General features: G+C 65.9%; 22 protein-coding genes and 1 tRNA gene. 1 reads left to right on the forward strand and 22 read right to left on the reverse strand.

The annotated features are described in order from the left end of the window. Positions 1-14: 14 nt before the first annotated feature. From nuoG to rpsO, 13 genes are all read right to left on the reverse strand, one after another. A complete protein-coding gene (gene nuoG / locus ACG04R_RS14325) occupies positions 15-2321 on the reverse strand; it encodes an NADH-quinone oxidoreductase subunit NuoG (protein ID WP_394411555.1) in 2307 nt (768 codons plus the stop codon). A gap of 20 nt (positions 2322-2341) precedes the next feature. Next, on the reverse strand, positions 2342-3682 hold the full coding sequence (gene nuoF / locus ACG04R_RS14330; RefSeq protein WP_394411558.1) for an NADH-quinone oxidoreductase subunit NuoF: 1341 nt from the start codon (positions 3680-3682) through the stop codon (positions 2342-2344). A gap of 8 nt (positions 3683-3690) precedes the next feature. Continuing rightward, positions 3691-4215 (reverse strand): NADH-quinone oxidoreductase subunit NuoE family protein, encoded by a 525-nt coding sequence (locus ACG04R_RS14335; protein ID WP_394411561.1) that lies wholly within the window; start codon positions 4213-4215, stop codon positions 3691-3693. A 13-nt stretch (positions 4216-4228) separates the two neighbouring features. Next, on the reverse strand, positions 4229-5482 hold the full coding sequence (locus ACG04R_RS14340; protein ID WP_394411565.1) for an NADH-quinone oxidoreductase subunit D: 1254 nt from the start codon (positions 5480-5482) through the stop codon (positions 4229-4231). An 86-nt stretch (positions 5483-5568) separates the two neighbouring features. Then, positions 5569-6165, reverse strand: a complete 597-nt coding sequence (locus ACG04R_RS14345) for an NADH-quinone oxidoreductase subunit C (RefSeq protein ID WP_394411568.1) — start codon at positions 6163-6165, stop codon at positions 5569-5571. 10 nt (positions 6166-6175) lie between these two features. Next, entirely contained in the window at positions 6176-6652 is a 477-nt protein-coding gene (locus tag ACG04R_RS14350; RefSeq protein WP_046113908.1) for a NuoB/complex I 20 kDa subunit family protein, read from the reverse strand. Positions 6653-6685: 33 nt separating this feature from the next. After that, a complete protein-coding gene (locus tag ACG04R_RS14355) occupies positions 6686-7045 on the reverse strand; it encodes an NADH-quinone oxidoreductase subunit A (protein WP_394411571.1) in 360 nt (119 codons plus the stop codon). A 232-nt stretch (positions 7046-7277) separates the two neighbouring features. Beyond that, positions 7278-7362 (reverse strand) — tRNA-Leu (locus ACG04R_RS14360). Positions 7363-7474: 112 nt separating this feature from the next. Beyond that, entirely contained in the window at positions 7475-7864 is a 390-nt protein-coding gene (secG, locus tag ACG04R_RS14365; protein ID WP_394411574.1) for a preprotein translocase subunit SecG, read from the reverse strand. 61 nt (positions 7865-7925) lie between these two features. Next, the gene (gene tpiA / locus ACG04R_RS14370; protein ID WP_394411577.1) at positions 7926-8669 is read right to left on the reverse strand and encodes a triose-phosphate isomerase; all 744 of its coding nucleotides are present in this window, start codon (positions 8667-8669) and stop codon (positions 7926-7928) included. Between the two features lie 13 nt (positions 8670-8682). Next, positions 8683-9669 (reverse strand): NAD(P)H-quinone oxidoreductase, encoded by a 987-nt coding sequence (locus ACG04R_RS14375; RefSeq protein ID WP_394411580.1) that lies wholly within the window; start codon positions 9667-9669, stop codon positions 8683-8685. Between the two features lie 11 nt (positions 9670-9680). Further along, entirely contained in the window at positions 9681-11828 is a 2148-nt protein-coding gene (gene pnp, locus ACG04R_RS14380) for a polyribonucleotide nucleotidyltransferase (RefSeq protein WP_394411583.1), read from the reverse strand. Positions 11829-12036: 208 nt separating this feature from the next. Further along, positions 12037-12303 carry a 30S ribosomal protein S15 gene (gene rpsO / locus ACG04R_RS14385; protein WP_394411586.1) on the reverse strand — a complete coding sequence of 89 codons (267 nt, stop codon included), beginning with the start codon at positions 12301-12303 and terminating at the stop codon, positions 12037-12039. 405 nt (positions 12304-12708) lie between these two features. Here rpsO and ACG04R_RS14390 point away from each other — a divergent pair, with 405 nt between their 5' ends. Continuing rightward, positions 12709-13101 carry an Hsp20/alpha crystallin family protein gene (locus ACG04R_RS14390; RefSeq protein WP_394411589.1) on the forward strand — a complete coding sequence of 131 codons (393 nt, stop codon included), beginning with the start codon at positions 12709-12711 and terminating at the stop codon, positions 13099-13101. On the opposite strand, the gene tsaD is transcribed toward ACG04R_RS14390, so the two are convergent. The 9 genes from tsaD to uvrB all read right to left on the reverse strand — a co-directional run bounded on the left by tsaD (position 13098) and on the right by uvrB (position 21751). Continuing rightward, positions 13098-14141 carry a tRNA (adenosine(37)-N6)-threonylcarbamoyltransferase complex transferase subunit TsaD gene (gene tsaD / locus ACG04R_RS14395; protein ID WP_394411592.1) on the reverse strand — a complete coding sequence of 348 codons (1044 nt, stop codon included), beginning with the start codon at positions 14139-14141 and terminating at the stop codon, positions 13098-13100. The genes ACG04R_RS14390 and tsaD overlap by 4 nt on opposite strands. After that, positions 14138-14476, reverse strand: a complete 339-nt coding sequence (gene fdx, locus ACG04R_RS14400; protein WP_394411595.1) for an ISC system 2Fe-2S type ferredoxin — start codon at positions 14474-14476, stop codon at positions 14138-14140. The genes tsaD and fdx overlap by 4 nt, the downstream gene beginning before the upstream one ends. An 8-nt stretch (positions 14477-14484) precedes the next feature. Next, positions 14485-16329, reverse strand: a complete 1845-nt coding sequence (gene hscA, locus ACG04R_RS14405; protein WP_394411599.1) for a Fe-S protein assembly chaperone HscA — start codon at positions 16327-16329, stop codon at positions 14485-14487. Positions 16330-16334: 5 nt separating this feature from the next. Next, positions 16335-16853, reverse strand: coding sequence for a Fe-S protein assembly co-chaperone HscB (hscB, locus tag ACG04R_RS14410; protein ID WP_394411602.1), 519 nt, complete (start codon positions 16851-16853; stop codon positions 16335-16337). Between the two features lie 59 nt (positions 16854-16912). After that, the gene (gene iscA / locus ACG04R_RS14415; protein ID WP_394411605.1) at positions 16913-17236 is read right to left on the reverse strand and encodes an iron-sulfur cluster assembly protein IscA; all 324 of its coding nucleotides are present in this window, start codon (positions 17234-17236) and stop codon (positions 16913-16915) included. Position 17237: 1 nt separating this feature from the next. Beyond that, positions 17238-17627, reverse strand: a complete 390-nt coding sequence (gene iscU / locus ACG04R_RS14420) for a Fe-S cluster assembly scaffold IscU (protein ID WP_394411607.1) — start codon at positions 17625-17627, stop codon at positions 17238-17240. A 19-nt stretch (positions 17628-17646) separates the two neighbouring features. Beyond that, positions 17647-18867: an IscS subfamily cysteine desulfurase gene (locus ACG04R_RS14425; RefSeq protein ID WP_394411610.1), complete on the reverse strand. Its 1221-nt coding sequence runs from the start codon at positions 18865-18867 to the stop codon at positions 17647-17649. Between the two features lie 36 nt (positions 18868-18903). Then, positions 18904-19437: a Fe-S cluster assembly transcriptional regulator IscR gene (gene iscR, locus ACG04R_RS14430; RefSeq protein WP_394411613.1), complete on the reverse strand. Its 534-nt coding sequence runs from the start codon at positions 19435-19437 to the stop codon at positions 18904-18906. A 187-nt stretch (positions 19438-19624) separates the two neighbouring features. Beyond that, entirely contained in the window at positions 19625-21751 is a 2127-nt protein-coding gene (uvrB, locus tag ACG04R_RS14435; RefSeq protein WP_394411616.1) for an excinuclease ABC subunit UvrB, read from the reverse strand. Positions 21752-21813 lie beyond the last annotated feature (62 nt).

The following is a 21813-nucleotide window of genomic DNA, read 5'->3' on the forward strand; positions in this document are numbered from 1 at the left end:
TCTTGTCAGCTTCCTCAGACCTTGCTGATGCTCAGCGTGCCGAAGGCGGCGCCGAGGGCTGCGGTTTGCGCCAGGCCGGCGGGCACGCGGGCGACACCGTCCGGCAGACCAGCTTCATGGCGGGCGGGCAACTGGGCCGCGCCACCGTCCTGCACGACGCGAACCTGGTCGCCTTCCGTCAGGCCAAGCTGTTGCCACAGGCTGCTCGGCAGGCCCACGGTGGCGGCTTCGCGGCCGTCGGTCGTCAGCTGCAGCGACGTGGCATTGCGCACCAGCGCGTCGGTCGCGTAGATCGGCAGGTTGGCAAAGCGTTCGACGCCCTCGCCCTTCACGCCGGCTTGCACCGAGGCGGACGTGGCGTTGCTGAGGCGGCCGGCGATGTCGCCACCCAGCGCCTGCTCGCGGACCTGCTCGGAGCTGTCCTGGTCGAAGCCCGGCAGGCCCAGCAGGTTGCCCAGCACGCGCAGCACCTTCCAGCCCGGTCGCGTCTCGGCCTGAGGCTTAACGACGCCGACAAAGCTTTGCAGGCGACCTTCAGCGTTGACGAAGCTGCCCGATGTCTCGGTGAACGGGGCGATCGGCAGCAGCACGTCGGCGTATTCGAGGCCGGTCTTGAACGGGCTCAACACGACGACCATCTCGGCCGCGTCCAGTGCCTTCGCGGCTGCGGCGGCGTTGGCGGAGTCGAGCACCGGATCGGTGTTCAACAGCAGTGCGGCCTTCAGCGGCGTGCCGGTCAGCATCTGCGCAGCGTTCAGGCCGTCGATCTGCGGCTGCGCCTTCACCAGTTGCGCGCCGACCGTGTTGGCGGCAGCGGTCAGGTAGCCGACACTCGCACCGGTCTGCTGGCCGATCCACTGGGCCAGCGCCAGCAGGCTGGAAGCCTGCGGATGCTCGGCGGCGGCATTGCCCAGCAGGATGGCCTTCGCATTGCCCGACTGCAGGCTGGCGGCGATGGCCTTGGCGGCATCCGTGGCCGTACCGGCCAGCGGCGCACCAGCGCCGATGGCCGCAGCCACGTCAGCCAGGGCTTGCACCCAGCCCGACGGCGCGACGGATTGCGAAGCGGCCAAGGGCAGCAACCAATCGTCGTTGCTGATGCCGATACGGCTCACCGCGGCACCACGGCGCGCGGCGTGGCGCAGGCGGGCGGCGAACAGCGGGTGGTCCTTGCGCAGGTTGGAGCCGACGACCAGCGCGCGGTCCAGTTCGGACAGCTTGGCGATAGACGTGCCCAGCCAGCGCGCCTGGCCAGCGGGCGCGGCGTTACCGAAGTCGCTGTGGCGCAGACGGTGGTCGATGTTGTCGCTGCCGAGGCCGCGCACGATCTGCGTGAGCAGGTGCAGTTCTTCCACGGTGCTGTGGGCCGAGCCCAGCGCGCCGATGGACTTGGCACCGTGGTCGGCCTTGATGGACTTCAGGCCGTTGGCGACGTATTCCAGCGCCGTCGTCCAGTCGACCTGCTTCCAGGCACCACCCTGCTTGATCATCGGCGCGGTCAGGCGGGCATCACTGTTCAGCGCTTCGTAGCTGAAGCGATCGCGGTCGGCGATCCAGCACTCGTTGACGTCTTCGTTCTCCAGCGGAACGACACGCAGCACCTGGTGGTTCTTGACCTGGACGACCAGGTTGGCACCGGTCGAATCGTGCGGGCTGACGCTCTTGCGACGCGACAGCTCCCACGTGCGGGCGCTGTAGCGGAAGGGCTTGCTGGTCAGCGCGCCAACCGGGCAGATGTCGATCATGTTGCCCGACAGCTCGGAGTCCACGGTGCGGCCGACAAAGGTCTGGATCTCGCTGTGCTCGCCGCGGTGAGCCATGCCCAGCTCCATCTGGCCGGCGATTTCCTGGCCGAAGCGCACGCAGCGGGTGCAATGGATACAGCGGCTCATCTCCTCCATGGAGATCAGCGGGCCCACGTTCTTGTGGAAGACGACGCGCTTCTCTTCGGTGTAGCGGCTCTTGCCGGCACCGTAGCCCACCGCCAGGTCCTGCAGCTGGCACTCGCCGCCCTGGTCGCAGATGGGGCAGTCCAGCGGGTGGTTGATCAGCAGGAATTCCATGACGCCCTGCTGGGCCTTGACCGCCTTGTCGCTCTTGGTGCGGACGATCATGCCCTGCGTGACCGGTGTCGCGCAGGCGGGCATGGGCTTGGGCGCCTTCTCCACGTCCACCAGGCACATGCGGCAGTTGGCCGCAATGCTCAGCTTCTTGTGATAGCAGAAGTGCGGGATGTAGGTGCCGGCCTTTTCGGCGGCATGCATGACCATGCTGCCTTCCTGGACCGAGACCTTCTGACCGTCGAGTTCGATTTCAACCATGATGGGTGTTCCCTAGGCGCTCAGGTCGGAGCCACCAGGGGCTTCTTGTGTTCAATCAGGTGCACGAACTCGTGCTTGAAGTTCTTGATCATGGCGCGCACGGGCATCGCGGCAGCGTCGCCCAGCGCACAGATCGTGCGGCCCTGGATGTTGTCGGCCACGGAGTTCAGCAGATCGAGGTCCTCTGCCCTGCCCTCGCCGTGGTAGATGCGTTCCAGCACGCGGTGCATCCAGCCCGTGCCTTCGCGGCAAGGCGTGCACTGGCCGCAGGACTCGTGAGCGTAGAAGTACGACAGGCGCAGCAGGCTCTGCACGGCGCAGCGCGTGTCGTCCATGACGATGACGGCGCCGGAGCCCAGCATGGAGCCGGCCTTGGCGATGGAGTCATAGTCCATCGTGCACTGCATCATCACCTCGGCCGTCAGCACCGGGGCGGACGAACCGCCGGGGATCACGGCCTTGAGCTTGCGGCCCTTGCGGACGCCACCAGCGAGTTCGAGCAGCACCGAGAACGGCGTGCCCAGCGGGATCTCGTAGTTGCCGGGACGCTCGACGTCGCCGGACACCGAGAACAGCTTGGTGCCGCCGTTGTTGGGCTTGCCGATCTCGAGGTAGGCCTGGCCGCCGTTGCGGATGATCCAGGGCACCGCGGCAAACGTCTCGGTGTTGTTGATGGTGGTCGGCTTGCCGTACAGGCCGAAGCTGGCCGGGAACGGCGGCTTGAAGCGCGGCTGGCCCTTCTTGCCTTCCAGCGATTCCAGCAGCGCGGTTTCCTCGCCGCAGATGTAGGCACCAAAGCCATGGTGGCCATGCAGCTGGAAGCTGTAGCTGCTGCCCATGATGTTGTCGCCGAGATAGCCGGCTGCACGGGCTTCTTCCAGAGCGGCTTCGAAGCGCTCGTAGACCTCGAAGATCTCGCCGTGGATGTAGTTGTAGCCGACCGTAATGCCCATCGCGTAGGCCGCGATGGCCATACCTTCGATGACCTGATGCGGGTTGAACATCAGCAGGTCGCGGTCCTTGCACGTACCCGGCTCACCCTCGTCGCTGTTGCAGACGAGGTACTTCTGGCCCGGGAACTGGCGGGGCATGAAGCTCCACTTCAGACCGGTCGGGAAGCCGGCGCCGCCGCGGCCGCGCAGAGCCGAGGTCTTCACTTCGGCGATGACCTGGTCAGGCGTCAGGCCTTCGCCGCCGTCCTTGCCGAGGATCTTGCGCAGGGCTGCATAGCCACCGCGGGCTTCGTAGTCCTTGATCGACCAGTTCTTGCCGTTCAGGTCCGCGTAGATCTGCGGGCTGATGTGACGGCCATGGAAGCAGGTCTCGTTGCCGGTGCTTTGGAATTTGGAGAGGTCCAGCATCGTCATCCTCAGGCCTTGGCGGCTTCCGCGCGCAGCACGTCGACGAGTTCGTCGAGGCGGTCGTGGGTCATGAAGCTGCACATCTGGCGGTCGTTGACCAGCATCACCGGCGAGTCGGCGCAGGCGCCCAGGCACTCGCTCTTCTGCACGGTGAACAGGCCATCGGCCGTCGTACCGCCCTGCTCGATGCCGAGCTTGCTGCACAGGTGATCCAGCGCCTTCTGGCCATCACGCAGCTGGCAGGGCAGGTTCGCGCAGACGTTCAGCTTGAACTTGCCGACCGGCTTCTGGTTGTACATGTTGTAGAAGGTCGTCACCTCGTACACGGCGATGGGCGCCATGCCGAGGTGGGCCGCGATCGCGTCTTCCGCGGCGCGGGGCACGAAGCCCTCTTCCTGCTGCACGATGGCCAGGCAGGCCATCACGGCGGACTGGCGCAGCTCGTACGGGTACTTGGCGACCTCGCGGTCGAAGCGCGCACGAGTGGCGTCGCTGAGCGTGTAGCTCGTAGCGGTGGTGTTGGAAGTCGTCATCGTTGTCACAGCTTCAACGGTCGATCTCGCCGAACACGATGTCCATCGTGCCGATGATGGCCACGGCGTCGGCAATCATGTGGCCCTTGCCCATTTCGTCGAGCGCCGCGAGGTGGGCGAAGCCCGGTGCGCGGATCTTCAGGCGGTACGGCTTGTTGGCGCCGTCGCTGACCATGTAGATGCCGAACTCGCCCTTCGGGTGTTCGACAGCCGCGTAGGCCTCGCCTTCCGGCACATGGAAGCCTTCGGTGAAGAGCTTGAAGTGATGGATCAGCTCTTCCATGTTGGACTTCATGTCCACGCGAGCCGGCGGCGCCACCTTGTGGTTGTCCGTGATGACCGGGCCCGGGTTGGCCTTGAGCCACTGCACGCACTGCTGCACGATGCGGTTGGACTGGCGCATCTCTTCCACGCGCACGACGTAGCGGTCGTAGGTGTCGCCGTTGGTGCCGACCGGGATATCGAAATCCATCTTGTCGTACACGTCGTACGGCTGCTTCTTGCGCAGGTCCCAGGCGATGCCCGAGCCGCGCAGCATCGCGCCGGTGAAGCCCATGTTGAGCGCACGCTCGGGCGAAACGACGCCGATGCCGACCGTGCGCTGCTTCCAGATGCGGTTATCCGTCAGCAGCGTTTCGTAGTCGTCGATGTTCTTCGGCAGGCGCTTGCTGAAGTCCTCGATGAAGTCCAGCAGCGAGCCGCTGCGGTTCTCGTTCATCTGAGCAATCGCCTTGGCGTTGCGGATCTTGCTGACCTGGTACTGCGGCATGCTGTCCGGCAGGTCACGGTAGACGCCGCCCGGACGGAAGTAGGCCGCGTGCATGCGCGCACCCGACACCGCCTCGTACATGTCGAAGATGTCCTCACGCTCGCGGAAGCAGTAGATGAGGATGTTCATCGCACCGCAGTCCAGGCCATGGCAACCCAGCCACAGCAGGTGATTCAGGATGCGGGTCAGCTCGCCGAACATCACGCGGATGTACTGGGCGCGGATGGGCACCTCGATGCCCAGCATCTTCTCGATGGCCAGGCAGTAGGCATGCTCGTTGGACATCATCGACACGTAGTCGAGACGGTCCATGTAGGGCAGCGACTGGATGTAGGTCTTCTGCTCCGCAAGCTTCTCGGTCGCCCGGTGCAGCAGACCGATGTGCGGGTCGGCGCGCTGGATGACTTCGCCGTCCAGCTCGAGCACCAGGCGCAACACGCCGTGTGCCGCCGGGTGCTGCGGACCGAAGTTGAGGGTGTAGTTCTTGATTTCTGCCATGGTTCAGGCCTCGCGCCGGGCCGCCCCAAGGGAGGCCTGCGCCCCCTCGGGGGGCAGCGAACGAATGTGAGCGTGGAGGCTGTTCATTACAGCCCGCCGTACTTGTCTTCGCGAATGATGCGCGGCGTGATCTCACGCGGCTCGATGGTCACCGGCTGGTAGACCACGCGCTTCTGCTCGGCGTCGTAGCGCATCTCGACATGGCCCGACACCGGGAAGTCCTTGCGCATCGGGTGGCCGATGAAACCGTAGTCCGTCAGCAGGCGGCGCAGGTCGTTGTGGCCGTCGAAGATGACGCCGTACATGTCGAAGGCCTCGCGCTCGAACCAGTTGGCCGAGTTCCACACCGGCGTGACGGACGCCACACAGGGGAAATCGTCATCGGTCGCGAAGACCTTCAGGCGCAAACGCCAGTTCTTGCTGACCGACAGCAGGTGGCTGACAACGGCGTAGCGCTGACCTTCGTAGCCACCGTTGCCGAACTCGCTGTAGTCGACGCCGCAGAGGTCGATCAACTGTTCCAGCTTCAGTTCGGGGTGGTCACGCAGCGTGGTCGCGACGTCGAAGTAATCGGCTGCGCGGACGGTCAGCGTCAGTTCGCCGAGGGCGTTCTTCAGCTCGACGACGCGCTCGCCGAGGATGGCGCCAATCTGCTGGGCCAGGGTTTCGAGATTCAGGCTCATACCGTGGCGCTCAGCGTGCAATGGTGTTTTCGCGGCGGATCTTGGCCTGCAGTTGCAGGATGCCGTACAGCAGCGCCTCAGCCGTCGGCGGGCAGCCGGGCACGTAGACGTCGACCGGCACGATGCGGTCGCAACCGCGCACGACGGAGTAGCTGTAGTGGTAGTAGCCGCCACCGTTGGCACAGGAACCCATCGAGAGCACCCAGCGCGGTTCGGCCATCTGGTCGTAGACCTTGCGCAGCGCCGGCGCCATCTTGTTGCACAGCGTGCCGGCCACGATCATCAGGTCGGACTGACGCGGGCTCGGACGAAACAGCATGCCGAAGCGGTCGATGTCGTAGCGCGCGGCACCCGCGTGCATCATCTCGACGGCACAACAGGCCAGGCCGAACGTCATCGGCCACAGCGAGCCGGTCTTGGACCAGTTGATGAGCTTGTCGACCGAGGTCGTGACAAAGCCCTCTTTCAGGACGCCTTCAATACCCATTTCGAATTCCCAGCGTGTTTGGCGTAGCGCTTCTTATTCCCAGTCCAGGGCGCCTTTTTTCCATTCGTAGGCGAAGCCGACGACCAGAATGCCGAGGAAGATCATCATCGCCCAGAAGCCGGTCGCACCGATGTCCTTGAGCGCCACAGCCCACGGAAACAGGAAGGCGATTTCCAGGTCGAAAAGAATGAACAGGATGGCGACGAGGTAGTAGCGCACGTCGAACTTCATCCGCGCGTCTTCGAAGGCTTCGAAGCCGCATTCGTAGGGGGAATTCTTGGCCTCGTCAGGCCGGTTGGGGCCCAACAGGGCGCCGAGCACCTGGGGCGCGATCCCGACCACTGCGCCGACCAAGATGAAGAGGATGACGGGCAGATATTGTTCGAGATTCATCGTTGAGTTCCCGGGCCGGTAAAACTTCTGTCAACGTGACCGCTGCACAAGCCGACCACAAAAGCAAACAGGCGCGCCACCAGCGAGATCGAAGGATGTCGCTCGCGGATCGCGCCCGCCTGGAACCTTGCATCGACCGCCCGACTCCAACAAGCCGGACAAGCGCTGCGACAGGCCGCTTTGCTCTGGTTGGATTCCCGCCCAAGAGCGGCAGGAATCCTAGCCAATATTCTGGTGCCGTCGGCGAGACTCGAACTCGCACAGCTTTCGCCACTACCCCCTCAAGATAGCGTGTCTACCAATTTCACCACGACGGCAGGTACTCAATTTGTCTGGCAACTAAGGAGGGTTTTGCCTGCCAGACAGCCTCGCATTCTATACCGGAAACTGGGGACTCCCCGGCAAAGAGGCGAGGTTTTTAGTCAGGCATCAGTGCGATGCCGCTGAAGCCGCAACAGGGGCCGTGACGGCGGGCGCAATGACCGCGCCAGGGATGGCGGCAGCACCCGAAGCGGCCGGCGCGGGCGCCGTGATGGGCGCGCGATCCAACGCGGTATCGGCACCCGTCGTGGCCGACGAGCGACCGTTGGACAGAAAGGCTAGCCCCAGTGTGCAACCGAAGAACAGCGTGGCCGCCACGGCCGTGCTGCGCGACAGGAAGTTCGCGCTGCCGGTCGCACCGAACAGGCTGCCCGACGCACCGCTGCCGAAGGACGCCCCCATGTCGGCCCCCTTGCCGTGCTGCACCAGCACCAGACCGATGATCGCCAAGGCCGACAGCAACTGAACGATCAACACCAGATTTGCAAAGAACTGCATTCCAAACACTCCATCAAAACGCTTGTGGCGCCCCGCCCTCGCGGCCGGGCGCCGGAAAAACTCAGTGGGCCGCAGCCAGGCAGACAGCGGCGAAATCCGCCACCTTCAGCGACGCGCCGCCGATCAGGCCACCATCGATGTCGGGCTGACCAAACAGCTGGGCCGCGTTGTCGGCCTTGACGCTGCCACCGTAAAGGATGCGCATCGAGGATGCGCGGTCGGTCGCCGCCTGCAGCTGGGCGCGCAGCACGGCGTGCACGGCCTGCGCCTGCTCCGGCGTGGCGGTCAGGCCGGTGCCAATTGCCCAGACGGGCTCGTAAGCCACGACCATCTCGCCACAGCAATGGCCCAGCGTGTGGATCACGGAGGCCAGTTGGCGCTTGACGACGGCTTCGGTCTGGCCCGCTTCGCGCTCGGCGCGGGTTTCGCCGACACAGACGATGGGCGTCACGCCATGAGCCAGCGCCGCCTTGGCCTTGTCGGCGACGAGTTGGTCGCTCTCGGCGTGGTACGCGCGACGCTCCGAGTGGCCGACGATGGCATAGCGGCAACCGACGTCCTGCAGCATGGCCGACGACACCTCGCCCGTGTAGGCCCCCTGCTCGTGCGAAGAGCAGTCCTGCGCGCCGTAGGCGATGCTCGTACCGGTCAACGCGAGGGCCGCCTCGGCGATGTAGACGAAAGGCACACAGACGGCCACGTCGGCATTCCAGGGACCGGCCTCCTTCAGGCCGGCGAGCAGCTGGGCGTTGGCGGCGCGGTTGCCATGCATCTTCCAGTTGCCGACGACGAGCTTCTTTCTCATCTCTTCTTCTCCGTCACCAGGTCAGCACGATCTTGCCGATGTGCTGGTTGGACTCCATCAACGCATGCGCCTCGGCCGCCTGAACAGCCGGCAGCTCACGGTAGACCACGGGCTTGATCCGGCCAGCTTCGATCAGCGGCCAGACCTTGTCACGCAGCGAGCGCGCCAGAGCAGCCTTGAAGGCGGCCGAACGCGGGCGCAACGTCGAGCCGGTGATCGTCAGACGCTTGCGCAACACGAGGCCGGCATCGATCTCCGACTTCACGCCGCCCTGCACAGCGATCAACGCCAGGCGACCGTCTTCGGCCAGCGCTTGAACGCCTCGACCGATGTAGTCGCCAGCCACCATGTCCAGGATCACATCGACACCTCGGCCACCCGTGGCAGCCCTGGCCTCGGCGACGAAATCCTGTTCGCGGTAGTTGATCGCGACGTCGGCACCCAGTGCCAAGCACGCCTCGGCCTTGTCAGCCGACCCGACCGTCACCAGCACGCGGGCACCCATCGCCTTGGCGATCTGGATGGCCGTCACGCCGATGCCGCTGGAACCACCATGAATCAGCAGCGACTCGCCAGCCATCAAGCCCACGCGATCAAACACGTTGGCCCAGACCGTGAAGCAGGTTTCGGGCAGCGTCGCCGCCTGAGCCAGCGCCCAGCCCTGAGGCACAGGCAGGCACTGCCCCACCGGCACCGCACACAGCTCGGCATAGCCGCCGCCGTTGACCAACGCACAAACCTTGTCGCCCAGCTTGAAGCCATGCGCGGCCAGGGCCCGATCATCGCCGGCGACGATCTCGCCCGCGACTTCCAGACCCGGCAACTCGCTTGCGCCCGGCGGCGGCGGGTAGGCGCCCTTGCGTTGCAGCACGTCCGGGCGGTTGATACCCGAAGCGGCCACACGGATCAGGCACTCACCCGGACCCGCGACCGGGTCCGGCCGCTCGGCCAGCTCCAGCACCTCGGGCCCGCCGGGGCGGGTGATCGCGATGACTTTCATCGCTGCTCGAATTACTCCGCAGCGGGCGTCGGCTCGGCAGCCGGGGCCGGGGCGGCTTCGCGCTCGGGACGATCGATCAGCGCCTTCATGGACAGCTTGATGCGGCCCTTCTCGTCGGTCTCCAGCACCTTGACCTTGACCACTTGGCCTTCCTGCAGGAAGTCGGTGACCTTCTCGACGCGCTGGTGGGCGATCTGGCTGATGTGCAGCAGACCATCCTTGCCGGGCAGCAGATTCACGAGAGCGCCGAAGTCCAGAATCTTGACGATCGGGCCTTCGTAGACCTTGCCCACTTCGACTTCAGCGGTGATTTCGGCGATGCGCTTCTTGGCCAGTTCGGCCTTCTCGGCGTCCGTCGAGGCGATGGTGATCGTGCCGTCTTCGCCGATGTCGATGGTCGTGCCGGTCTCTTCGGTCAGTGCGCGGATGGTGGCGCCGCCCTTGCCGATGACGTCGCGGATCTTCTCCGGGTTGATCTTCATCGTGTACAGGCGCGGGGCGAACTGCGACACCTCGGTGTTGGCGCTGCTCATGGCCTCGACCATCTTGCCCAGGATGTGCAGGCGGGCTTCCTTGGCTTGCGCCAGGGCGACCTGCATGATTTCCTTGGTGATGCCCTGGATCTTGATGTCCATCTGCAGGGCGGTGATGCCGGTCGTCGTGCCCGCCACCTTGAAGTCCATGTCCCCGAGGTGGTCCTCGTCACCCAGGATGTCGGTCAGCACGGCGAAGCGGTTGCCGTCCTTGATCAGGCCCATGGCGATGCCGGCGACGTGCGCCTTCATCGGCACGCCGGCGTCCATCAGCGCCAGGCAGCCGCCGCAGACGGAGGCCATCGACGACGAGCCGTTGGACTCGGTGATTTCGGAGACGACGCGCAGCGAGTACGGGAAGTCTTCCTTGCTCGGCAGCGCGGCGATCAGCGCGCGCTTGGCCAGGCGGCCGTGGCCGATTTCGCGACGCTTGGGCGAGCCCACACGACCCGTCTCGCCGGTGGCGAAGGGGGGCATGTTGTAGTGCATCATGAAGCGGTCTTCGAACTCGCCGTCCAGCGCGTCGATGCGCTGCGCGTCGCGGTCCGTGCCCAGCGTGGCGACGACCAGGGCCTGCGTCTCGCCGCGCGTGAACAGCGCCGAGCCGTGGGTGCGCGGCAGGATGCCGTTGCTGATCTCGATGGGGCGCACGGTGCGGGTGTCGCGGCCGTCGATGCGCGGCTCGCCGGCCAGGATCTGGCTGCGGACGATGCGGGCTTCGATCTCGAACAGCAGGCCTTCCACTTCGACCTTGTCGAAGGACACGCCTTCGGCCGTCAGGGCGGCGAAGACATTGGCCGAAGCGGCGCGGCAGGCTTGCGTGCGAGCCTGCTTGGAACGGATCTGGTAGGCCTCGCGCAGGGGGCCTTCGGCCAGGGCGTTGACCTTGGCGATGAAGGCCTCGTCCTTGGCGGGAGCGGTCCAGTTCCAGGCCGGCTTGCCGGCTTCCTTGACCAGCTCGTTGATCGCGGCGATGGCGACATTGCCTTGGTCATGGCCATAGACCACGGCGCCCAGCATGACTTCTTCCGACAGGCCCGAGGCCTCGGACTCGACCATCAGCACGGCAGCTTGCGTGCCGGCGACGACCAGATCCATCTGGCTGTTGGCCAGCTCGGACTTGCTGGGGTTCAGCAGGTACTCGCCGTTGACGTAGCCCACGCGGGCGGCGCCGATCGGGCCGTTGAACGGGATGCCGGACACGGCCAGCGCGGCGGATGTGCCGATCATGGCGGCGATGTCGGCCTGCACTTCAGGGTTCAGGCTCACCACGTGAATGACGACCTGGACTTCGTTGAAGAAGCCTTCGGGGAACAGCGGGCGGATCGGGCGGTCGATCAGGCGGCTGGTCAGCGTCTCGTGCTCGCTCGGGCGGCCTTCACGCTTGAAGAAGCTGCCGGGGATCTTGCCGGCGGCGTAGGTCTTCTCGAGGTAGTCGACGGTCAGCGGGAAGAAGTCCTGGCCGGCCTTGGCCTCGGTCTTGGCGACCACGGTGGCCAGCACGACGGTGCCTTCGATGTTGACGAGGACGGCGCCGGTGGACTGGCGGGCGATCTCACCCGTTTCCAGCACGACTTGGTGGCGGCCCCATTGGAAGGACTTGGTGACTTTGTTGAACATGGACATGCTCATCTCCTGGTTGTGGTGGACACCGTCATCGGCGCCCGATGGAACCGGAAACGAGGCTGGGTTTGGTCCAGATGCCATTCCAGGGCGGCTCGCTGAAAAGCCGTCTTGGAATGATCCGTGACCACGTCAGCTTGGTTCCGGCAGATGGACAAAGAGCCTGTACTGGGCGAATGGACCAGACAGGCTCCTCGTGGATTTCAGCGAATTACTTGCGCAGGCCCAGCTTGGCGATCAGCGCGACGTAACGAGCGGAGTCGACACGCTTCAGGTAGGCCAGCAGGCTCTTGCGCGTGTTGACCATCTTCAGCAGACCGCGACGGCCGTGGTGGTCCTTAGCGTGGGTCTTGAAGTGGGGGGTCAGGTCGTTGATGCGGGCGGTCAGCAGGGCGACCTGGACTTCCGGCGAGCCGGTGTCATTGGCGCTGCGTGCGTTGGCCTTGACGATCTCGGCCTTCTTTTCGGCGATGGACATTTTGTTTTCCAAAAGGTTTCGGAAGTCCGGCCGGGCGAGACGCACTACAGAAGCGCTGCCGCAGACGGTTTCCGGGGTTGACTTGCGGACACGGGGGAAACCACCCCGAGCCGTGCTGGCTCGCTCGGATTGCGCCGAGCTTGTTGTTCTGCACCGTGAAGCGCAAAACCCGCGGAGTATAGCCCAGAAGGCCCGAACGCCCTGGCCGAGGCTGCCCGACGGTCGCGCAATTGCGGTGCGCCGGGCGTATTTCAAGGGCCGGACGCGCCCCACCCTGCGAATGCGTGACTTCTCTGCCGAAGAGCAGCCGCGGGGCTTGAAGCCCCTGTCGGCCGCCTTATCTCCCGGTCATCGGGTGCTGCTCCCGACCCGCGAAGCAGCGTTCACAGCCACAGGAGTCTCGCCATGTTCTATCTGACCCATCCCCGCCATGTCGCCCGCGTCCTGCGCCAGTTCGACCTCGATGCCGACACCACCCGCAGCCCGGCACTGGATGTCTCCGAGGACGACAAGGCTTACCACGTCACCGTCGACATGCCGGGCGTTGCCAAGGAAGCCGTCAAGGTCCGGATCGAAGGACGTCGCGTACACATCGAGACGGCCGCAGAAGAAGCCGCTCCGAGCGACGGCTCCCGCCTGCTCTACCGCGAGCGCCGCGCCGCCCGTTATGCGCGCAGCTTCTCGCTGCCGGTGGAGATCGACCAGACCAGTTCCGAAGCACGCTTCGAGAACGGCGTGCTGACGCTGAACCTGGTCAAGCGCGTCGCCGAGAACGGCGGCCAGCTGACCATCAACTAAGCCGCCGAGAGATCCCAGCGCGGGCGGACTCCGAAACCGCCGTCCCGGCTGGGCTTGGCCATGCCGCGCTGCAGGCGCAGCGCGGCGGCCATCGCGATCATGGCGCCGTTGTCGGTGCACAGCGACAGCTCGGGGTAATGCACGCGAACGCCCCGCTTGGCACACACCGCGTTCAGTTGCTCGCGCAGCTTCGCATTCGCGCCGACACCACCAGCGACGACGAGGCGCTTCAACCCCGTTTCCTTGAGCGCCAGCAGCGACTTCTTCACCAGCACCTCGACAATGGCGGCCTGCGTCGATGCCGCCAGGTCGGCCTTGGTCTGCTCGCAGGGTGAGTCGCCAACTTTCTTCACCTGCGTCAGCACCGCCGTCTTCAGGCCGGCAAAGCTGAAGTCCGGCTTGCCGCTGTGCAGCAGTGGGCGGGGCAGTTCGTAGGCGTCCGGGTTGCCGAACTCGGCCATGCGCGCGAGATGCGGGCCGCCCGGGTACGGCAGGCCCAGCAGCTTGGCGCTCTTGTCGAAGGCCTCGCCAGCCGCATCGTCGATGGTCTCGCCGAGGATCGCGTAAGAACCCACATCGTCCACCCGCATCAGCTGCGTGTGACCGCCGCTGACCAGCAGCGCGACGAAGGGGAACTCCGGCGGGTCAGCCGACAGGAAAGGCGACAGCAGATGCCCCTCCAGGTGATGGATGGGCAAGGCGGGCAAGTCCAGCGCCGCAGCCAGCGACACAGCCACACCGGCGCCGACCAGCAGCGCGCCGGCAAGGCCCGGGCCCTGCGTGTAGGAGATGAGGTCGACATCGTGCAGCGCGAGCCCCGACTGCGACAGCACCTCGCGCGCCAGCGGCAGCACGCGACGCACATGGTCGCGCGATGCCAGCTCGGGCACGACACCGCCATAGGCCTGATGCATGGAGATCTGGCTGTACAGCGCCTGCGCGATCAGCCTGGGCGGCGCATCGCCGTCAACTTCGACAAGCGCAACCCCGGTCTCGTCGCAGGACGACTCGAAACCCAGAACGCGCTGGACCGCGCTCACTTGCCTTCCTTGGCGTGGTTGATCGAGTACTTGGGGATCTCGACCGTGATGTCCTGCTGGCGCAGCAGCGCCTGGCAGGACAGACGCGAGTCAGGCTCCAAGCCCCAGGCGCGGTCGAGCATGTCTTCCTCATCCTCTTCCATCTCGCTCAGCGAACGACCACCCTCGCGGACGATGACGTGGCAGGTCGTGCAGGCGCAGACCTGGTCGCAGGCATGCTCGATGTGGATGTCGTTGTCCAGCAGCGCCTCGCAGATCGAGGTGCCGGGCGCCGCGGTGATGCTGGCGCCGTCGGGGCAGTACTCGGCGTGCGGAAGGATCTTGATGACGGGCATTTCAGTTCTCAGAGCTGGCTGACATCGCGGCCCGTCAGGGCGCGTGCGATGGAGCGGTTCATGCGTTCGGCGGCAAAGCCTTCGGTGGCTTCGGCCAGGGCCTTCACGGCGGCATCGATGGCGTCGGCGTCGGCGTTCATCGCCGCGAGCGCCTGCAGGCGGAGCTCCAGCGCCTCGCGCTCGGCCTCGGGCAGCAGATCGCCGTCGGCAGCCAGCGCGCTGCGCGTGGCAAGCACCATGCGCTCGGCCTCTACCTTGGCCTCGCGCAGCTTGCGCGCGGCCATGTCGGCGTCGGCGCTGGCGAAGCCGTCCTTCAGCATGCCGGCGATCTGGTCGTCGGACAGGCCGTAGCTGGGCTTGACCGTGATGGCTGCCTGCACGCCGGAGGTCAGCTCCTGGGCCGACACGCTCAACAGGCCGTCGGCATCGACCTGGAAACTGACACGGATGCGCGCCGCGCCGGCCGCCATCGGCGGGATGCCACGCAGCTCAAAGCGCGCGAGCGAACGGCACTCGCTGACCAGCTCGCGCTCGCCCTGCACGACGTGGACCGCCAGCGCCGTCTGGCCGTCCTTGAAGGTCGTGAAGTCCTGGGCCTTGGCGACGGGAATGGTCGAGTTGCGCTCGATGACGCGCTCGACCAGACCGCCCATGGTCTCCAGCCCCAGCGACAACGGGATCACGTCCAGCAGCAGGATCTCGCCGTCAGCAGCGTTGCCGGCGAGCTGGTTGGCCTGGATGGCCGCACCGAGTGCGACGACTTCGTCGGGATTCAGGTTGGTCAGCACCTCGCGGCCGAACAGCTCGCTGACCGCACGGCGCACGACCGGCATGCGCGTGGAGCCACCGACCATGACTGCGCCCTGCACGTCGGCGGCCAAGACCTTGGCGTCGCGCAGCACGCGCTTCACCGACGACAAGGTCTTGGCAATCAGCGGCTGGGCCAGTTCCTCGAACTGGGCGCGCGTGACGATCACGCGCAGCTCGCCTGCGTCCAGTGCGGCGACCAGCTCGGTCGACTCGGCATCGGAAAGCGCCTCCTTGGCTGCACGCGCGGCCACCAGAACGGCGCGCTTGTCGTGAGCGGATTCAAGAACACGGCCAGCGAGCGCCCAATCGGCCAGCGTGCGGTCAAAATCGTCACCACCCAGCGCGGCGTCGCCGCCCGTCGCGACGACCTCGAACACACCGCGCGTCAGGCGCAGCAGCGAGATGTCGAAGGTGCCGCCACCCAGGTCGTAGACGGCGTAGAGACCTTCGCTGGCGTTGTCCAGGCCGTAGGCGATGGCCGCGGCAGTCGGCTCGTTGATGAGGCGCAGCACCTTCAGGCCAGCCAGTTCGGCAGCGTCCTTGGTGGCCTGGCGCTGGGCGTCGTCGAAGTAGGCCGGCACCGTGATGACGGCGCCGAACAGGTCGTCCAGGAAGCTGTCCTCGGCACGGAAGCGCAGCATGGCCAGGATCTCGGCAGACACCTCGACCGGGCTCTTCACGCCGTCGCGCGTGGCGATGGCCAGCATGCCGGGGCGGTCTTCGAACCGGTACGGCAGATGCTCGCGGTTGGCGACGTCGGTGACGGCGCGGCCCATGAAGCGCTTGACCGAGACGATGGTGTTCTCGGGGTCTTCGGCCTGGGCGGCAAGCGCGTCCGCGCCGATCTGACGGCGACCTTCGGGCAGATAGCGAACGGCGGACGGCAGGATCACGCGCCCCTGCTCATCGGGCAGGCATTCGGCCACGCCGTGGCGCACGGCGGCGACGAGGGAGTGCGTCGTCCCCAGGTCGATGCCGACGGCGATGCGACGCTGGTGCGGGTCCGGCGAGGCGCCGGGTTCGGAAATCTGGAGGAGAGCCATGGGATTCAGGCGTCGAGCGCCGCGAGGCGCTGGTCGATGTCGGCACGAAAACGCTGGATGAACATCAGCGCGCGGACCTGGGATGCAGCAGCCGGCGCGTCGCCGACCTCGTCGAGCAAGCGCTGAACAGTGGCGAGCGCCGTGGTTTCGGCCTGGGCCGCATCGTCGTCGAGGGTGGTCAGCGCGGCCTCGTCGGTCGCGTCATCCAGCGCCTCGCGCCACTCCATCTGCTGCATCAGGAAGGCAGCGGGCATGGCCGTGTTGTTCTCGGCTTGCACCGGCGCGCCACGCAGCTCACACAGGTAGGCGGCGCGCTTGAGCGGATCTCGCAGACGCTGGTAGCCCTCGTTGACACGCATGGCCCACTGCATCGCCACCCGCTGCGCGGCAGCGCCTTCCGCGGCGAAGCGGTCGGGGTGGACTTCGGCCTGCAGCGCCTTCCAGCGCGCGTCGATGGCGGCGCGTTCCTGGGCCTGAGTTTCAGGCAGGCCGAAGAGCTGGAAGTCGTTGTCGGTCAGGCGCATGGCGAGTGGAAAAGCAAAAGGCGCGGTTCTCACCGCGCCTGTCGTCGGGTCAGCGAATCTCAGACACGGAAGGACTCGCCGCAGCCGCACTTGTCTTTCTCGCGCGGGTTGCGGAACTTGAAGCCTTCGTTGAGGCCTTCGCGGACGAAGTCCAGCTCGGTGCCATCGAGATACGGGAGGCTCTTGGGGTCGATGAGGATCTTGACCTCGTGCCCCTCGAACACCACATCCTCGGGCGCCACGTAATCCGCGTATTCGAGCTTGTAGGCCAAGCCCGAGCAGCCGGTCGTCTTGACGCCCAGCCGCACGCCCACGCCCTTGCCGCGCTTGGCGATGTAGCGCTTGACGTGGCGAGCCGCGGCTTCGGTCAGCGTGACGGACATGTCAGTTGGCGGCGTGCTTGGCGCGGTAGTCGTCCACCGCGGCCTTGATGGCGTCTTCGGCCAGGATGGAGCAGTGGATCTTGACCGGCGGCAGCGCCAGCTCTTCGGCGATCTGCGTGTTCTTGATCGTCAGCGCCTCGTCCAGGCTCTTGCCCTTGACCCACTCGGTCACGAGCGAACTGGAGGCGATGGCCGAGCCGCAACCGTAAGTCTTGAACTTGGCGTCCTCGATGAGGCCGGTGGCCGGGTTCACCTTGATCTGCAACTTCATCACGTCGCCGCAGGCCGGGGCGCCGACCATGCCGGTGCCGACGTCCTCGTCGCCCTTGTCGAAGTTGCCGACGTTGCGGGGGTTCTCGTAGTGGTCTACGACCTTGTCGCTGTATGCCATGTTGTTCTCCTTGCAGGCCTCAGTGGGCCGCCCACTGGATGGTCGACAGGTCGACGCCATCCTTGTACATGTCCCACAGCGGAGACAGCTCGCGCAGCTTGGCCACGCGGTCCGTCAGCACGCTGATGGCGTAGTCGATCTCTTCCTCGGTCGTGAAACGGCCGATGGTCATGCGCAGCGAGCTGTGCGCCAACTCGTCGCTGCGGCCCAGCGCGCGCAGCACGTAGCTGGGCTCCAGGCTGGCCGACGTGCAGGCCGAGCCGGACGACACCGCCAGGCCCTTGACACCCATGATCAGGGACTCGCCCTCGACGTAGTTGAACGAGATGTTCAGGTTGTGCGGCACGCGGCGCTCGAGGTCACCGTTGATGAAGGTCTGCTCGATGCCGGACAGTCCCCGGATCAACTTGTTGTGCAGCGCACGGATGCGCTCGTTCTCGGCGCCCATCTCCTCACGGGCGATGCGGAAGGCTTCGCCCATGCCGACGATCTGGTGCACAGGGAGCGTGCCCGAACGCATGCCACGCTCGTGGCCGCCGCCGTGCATCTGCGCCTCCAGGCGCACGCGCGGCTTGCGGCGCACGTACAGCGCACCGATACCCTTGGGGCCGTAACTCTTGTGCGAGGCCAGGCTCATCAGGTCGATGGGTAGCTTGGCGAGATCGATCTCCACCTTGCCGGTGGCCTGGGCCGCGTCGACATGGAAGATGACGCCGCGCTCGCGGCACAGGTTGCCCAGCGCGACGACGTCCTGGATGACGCCGATCTCGTTGTTCACATACATGACCGAGGCCAGGATGGTGTCCGGGCGCAGCGCGGCCTTGAAGGCTTCCAGGTCGACGAGGCCGTTCTCCAGCACGTCGAGATAGGTCACGTCGAAGCCCTGGCGTTCCAGCTCGCGCATCGTGTCGAGCACAGCCTTGTGCTCGGTCTTCACGGTGATCAGATGCTTGCCGCGGGTTTTGTAGAACTGCGCGGCACCCTTCAGCGCCAGGTTGTTGGACTCGGTCGCGCCGGAGGTCCAGACGATCTCGCGCGGGTCGGCGCCGATCAACTCGGCGACCTGGGTGCGCGCCTTCTCGACCGCCTCTTCCGCCTCCCAGCCCCAGGCGTGGCTGCGCGACGCCGGGTTGCCGAAGTGCTCGCGCAGCCAGGGGATCATCGCGTCCACCACGCGGGGGTCGCACGGCGTCGTCGCGCCGTAGTCGAGGTAGATCGGGAAGTGCGGGGTCATGTCCATGGAACGACTTCTTCTGAGTTCTTCTGACTGATTGACTTACTTGCTGAACGCGCCACCGAGGGCGAACACCGAGTTCGGCGCCGTCACCCGGATGGGCTTGAGCACCGGCTGCGACGAAATCGCACGCTTGACCGGCGCCGCCTCGACCTCGAAACCCTTGGCGAGCTGCTCGTCGGCCAGCTTGCGCAGCGACACGGAGTCGAGGTACTCGATCATCTTGGCGTTCAGATTGGTCCAGAGTTCATGGGTGATGCAGCGGCCCGTGTCCTCACCCATGCAGTTTTCCTTGCCGCCGCAGCCGGTGGCGTCCAGCGCCTCGTCCACGGCGACGATGATGTCGGCGACGGTGATGTCCTCGGCCTTGCGGCCCAGCGAATAGCCGCCGCCGGGGCCACGGGTGCTTTCCACCAGTTCGTGGCGGCGCAGCTTGCCGAACAGCTGCTCCAGGTAGGAGAGCGAAATCTGCTGCCGCTGACTGATCGCCGCCAGGGCGACCGGGCCGGTATTCTCGCGCAGCGCCAAGTCCAGCATCGCGGTGACTGCAAACCGGCCTTTGGTGGTGAGACGCATGAAAAACTCCTTCGCGAGATGCCCGGAGCGGGTTTGTCCAGGACGATTGATTCGGGGTTAACCCGAGAGAGCCGGGACAATAGCCGAGCGAATCATTTCCGATGATTTTACTCGACTACTGACCCTCATCCCAGCATGGGGGCGGTAGCCCCAGGTTTCAACAGGTTTTTTGTTGCGCCGCAGCAGTTCAGCGGGCGCCCCCTTTGCGCGCGGCATCCAGCGGCACGATGTTGTCGTGCACGCGCGCACCGAACGCTTGTTCGCGCAACTGCGCCAGTTGGTCGCGCAACCGGGCGGCCTGCTCGAACTCCAGGTTGCGGGCGTGCTCCAGCATCTGCTTCTCGAGCTGGGCGATACGTTTGGCCAGATCCTTCTCCGACAAGTCCTCGACCTTGGCGGCGGCCAGCAGCTTGGCCTCGTCGCGACCCGCCTCTTCCGAATAGACGCCGTCGATGAGATCCTTGATGCGCTTCTGCACGCTGCGCGGCGTGATGCCGTTGGCTTCGTTGAAGGCGATCTGCTTGGCGCGGCGGCGCTCGGTCTCGCCGATGGCCTTGCGCATGGACTCGGTGATGCGGTCCGCGTAGAGGATGGCCTTGCCGTTCAGGTTGCGCGCCGCGCGGCCGATGGTCTGGATCAGGCTGCGCTCGGCACGCAGGAAGCCTTCCTTGTCGGCATCCAGGATCGCGACCAGCGACACCTCGGGGATGTCCAGCCCCTCGCGCAGCAGGTTGATGCCCACCAGCACGTCGAACGCGCCCAGCCGCAAGTCGCGCAGGATCTCCACGCGCTCCACGGTGTCGACGTCCGAGTGAAGGTAGCGCACCTTGACGCCGTTGTCACTGAGGTAGTCGGTCAGCTGCTCGGCCATGCGCTTGGTCAGCGTCGTGATCAGCACGCGTTCGTTGGCTTCGACGCGCAGTCGGATCTCCTGCAGCACGTCGTCCACCTGGTGCGTCGCCGGGCGAACCTCGACGATCGGGTCTACCAGACCCGTCGGCCGCACGACCTGCTCGACGACCTGGCCGGCATTGTCTTGCTCGTACTGCGCCGGCGTGGCCGACACGAAGACGGCCTGACGCATCTTGCGCTCGAACTCGGCGAACTTCAACGGCCGGTTGTCCAGCGCGGACGGCAGGCGGAAACCGTACTCGACCAGCGTCGTCTTGCGCGCCCGGTCGCCGTTGTACATGCCGCCGAACTGACCGATCAGCACATGGCTCTCGTCCAGGAACATGACGGCGTCCTTGGGCAGGTAGTCCACCAGCGTCGGCGGCGGGTCGCCGGGCTGGGCTCCCGAAAGATGGCGCGTGTAGTTCTCGATGCCCTTGCAGTGGCCCACCTCCTGCAACATCTCCAGGTCGAACCGCGTGCGCTGCTCGAGGCGCTGCGCCTCGACGAGCTTGCCCTCCTTGACGAAGAAGCCCACGCGCTCGCGCAACTCCTCCTTGATGGCTTCGGCCGCGGCCAGCACGCGCTCGCGTGGCGTGACGTAGTGGCTGCTGGGGTAGACCGTGAAGCGCGGGATCTTCTGGCGGATCTGGCCGGTTAGCGGGTCGAACAGTGAAAGGCCGTCGATCTCGTCGTCGAACAGCTCGATGCGGATGGCCAGCTCCGAGTGCTCGGCCGGAAACACGTCGATGGTGTCGCCGCGCACGCGGAAGTGGCCGCGGCTGAACTCCATCTCGTTGCGCGTGTACTGCATGCGGATCAGGTGGGCGATGACGTCGCGCTGGCCCAGCTTGTCGCCCACGCGCAGCGTCATGACCATCTGGTGGTAGTCCGCCGGCGAGCCGATGCCGTAAATGGCCGACACGGAGGCCACGATGACCACGTCACGCCGCTCCAGCAGGCTCTTGGTGCACGACAGCCGCATCTGCTCGATGTGCTCGTTGATGGCGCTGTCCTTCTCGATGAACAGGTCGCGCTGCGGCACGTAGGCCTCGGGCTGGTAGTAGTCGTAATAGCTGACGAAATACTCGACCGCGTTCTTCGGGAAGAAGTCCTTGAACTCGCTGTAGAGCTGCGCCGCCAGCGTCTTGTTCGGCGCGAAGACGATGGCCGGCCGGCCCAGCCGGGCGATGACGTTGGCCATCGTGAAGGTCTTGCCGGAGCCGGTCACGCCCAGCAGCGTCTGGTAGCTGAGGCCGTCGTTGATGCCTTCCACGAGCTGGGCGATAGCCGTCGGCTGATCCCCCGCCGGAGGGAAAGGCTGGAACAGCTGGAACGGCGAGCCTTCGAAGCTGACGAATTCGCCCTTGCGTTCCTCGGTGTCCCCGTCCGGGGCGGTCTTGGCGTTCAGGGCGTCTTGCATGGGGGAATCCTGGGAAAATCTCTGCTTGCGCAATCCGCCAGCCTATCGCAAGGCCCGGCAGA

Source organism: Pelomonas candidula (assembly GCF_043555985.1).
Lineage (GTDB): Bacteria > Pseudomonadota > Gammaproteobacteria > Burkholderiales > Burkholderiaceae_C > Pelomonas > Pelomonas candidula.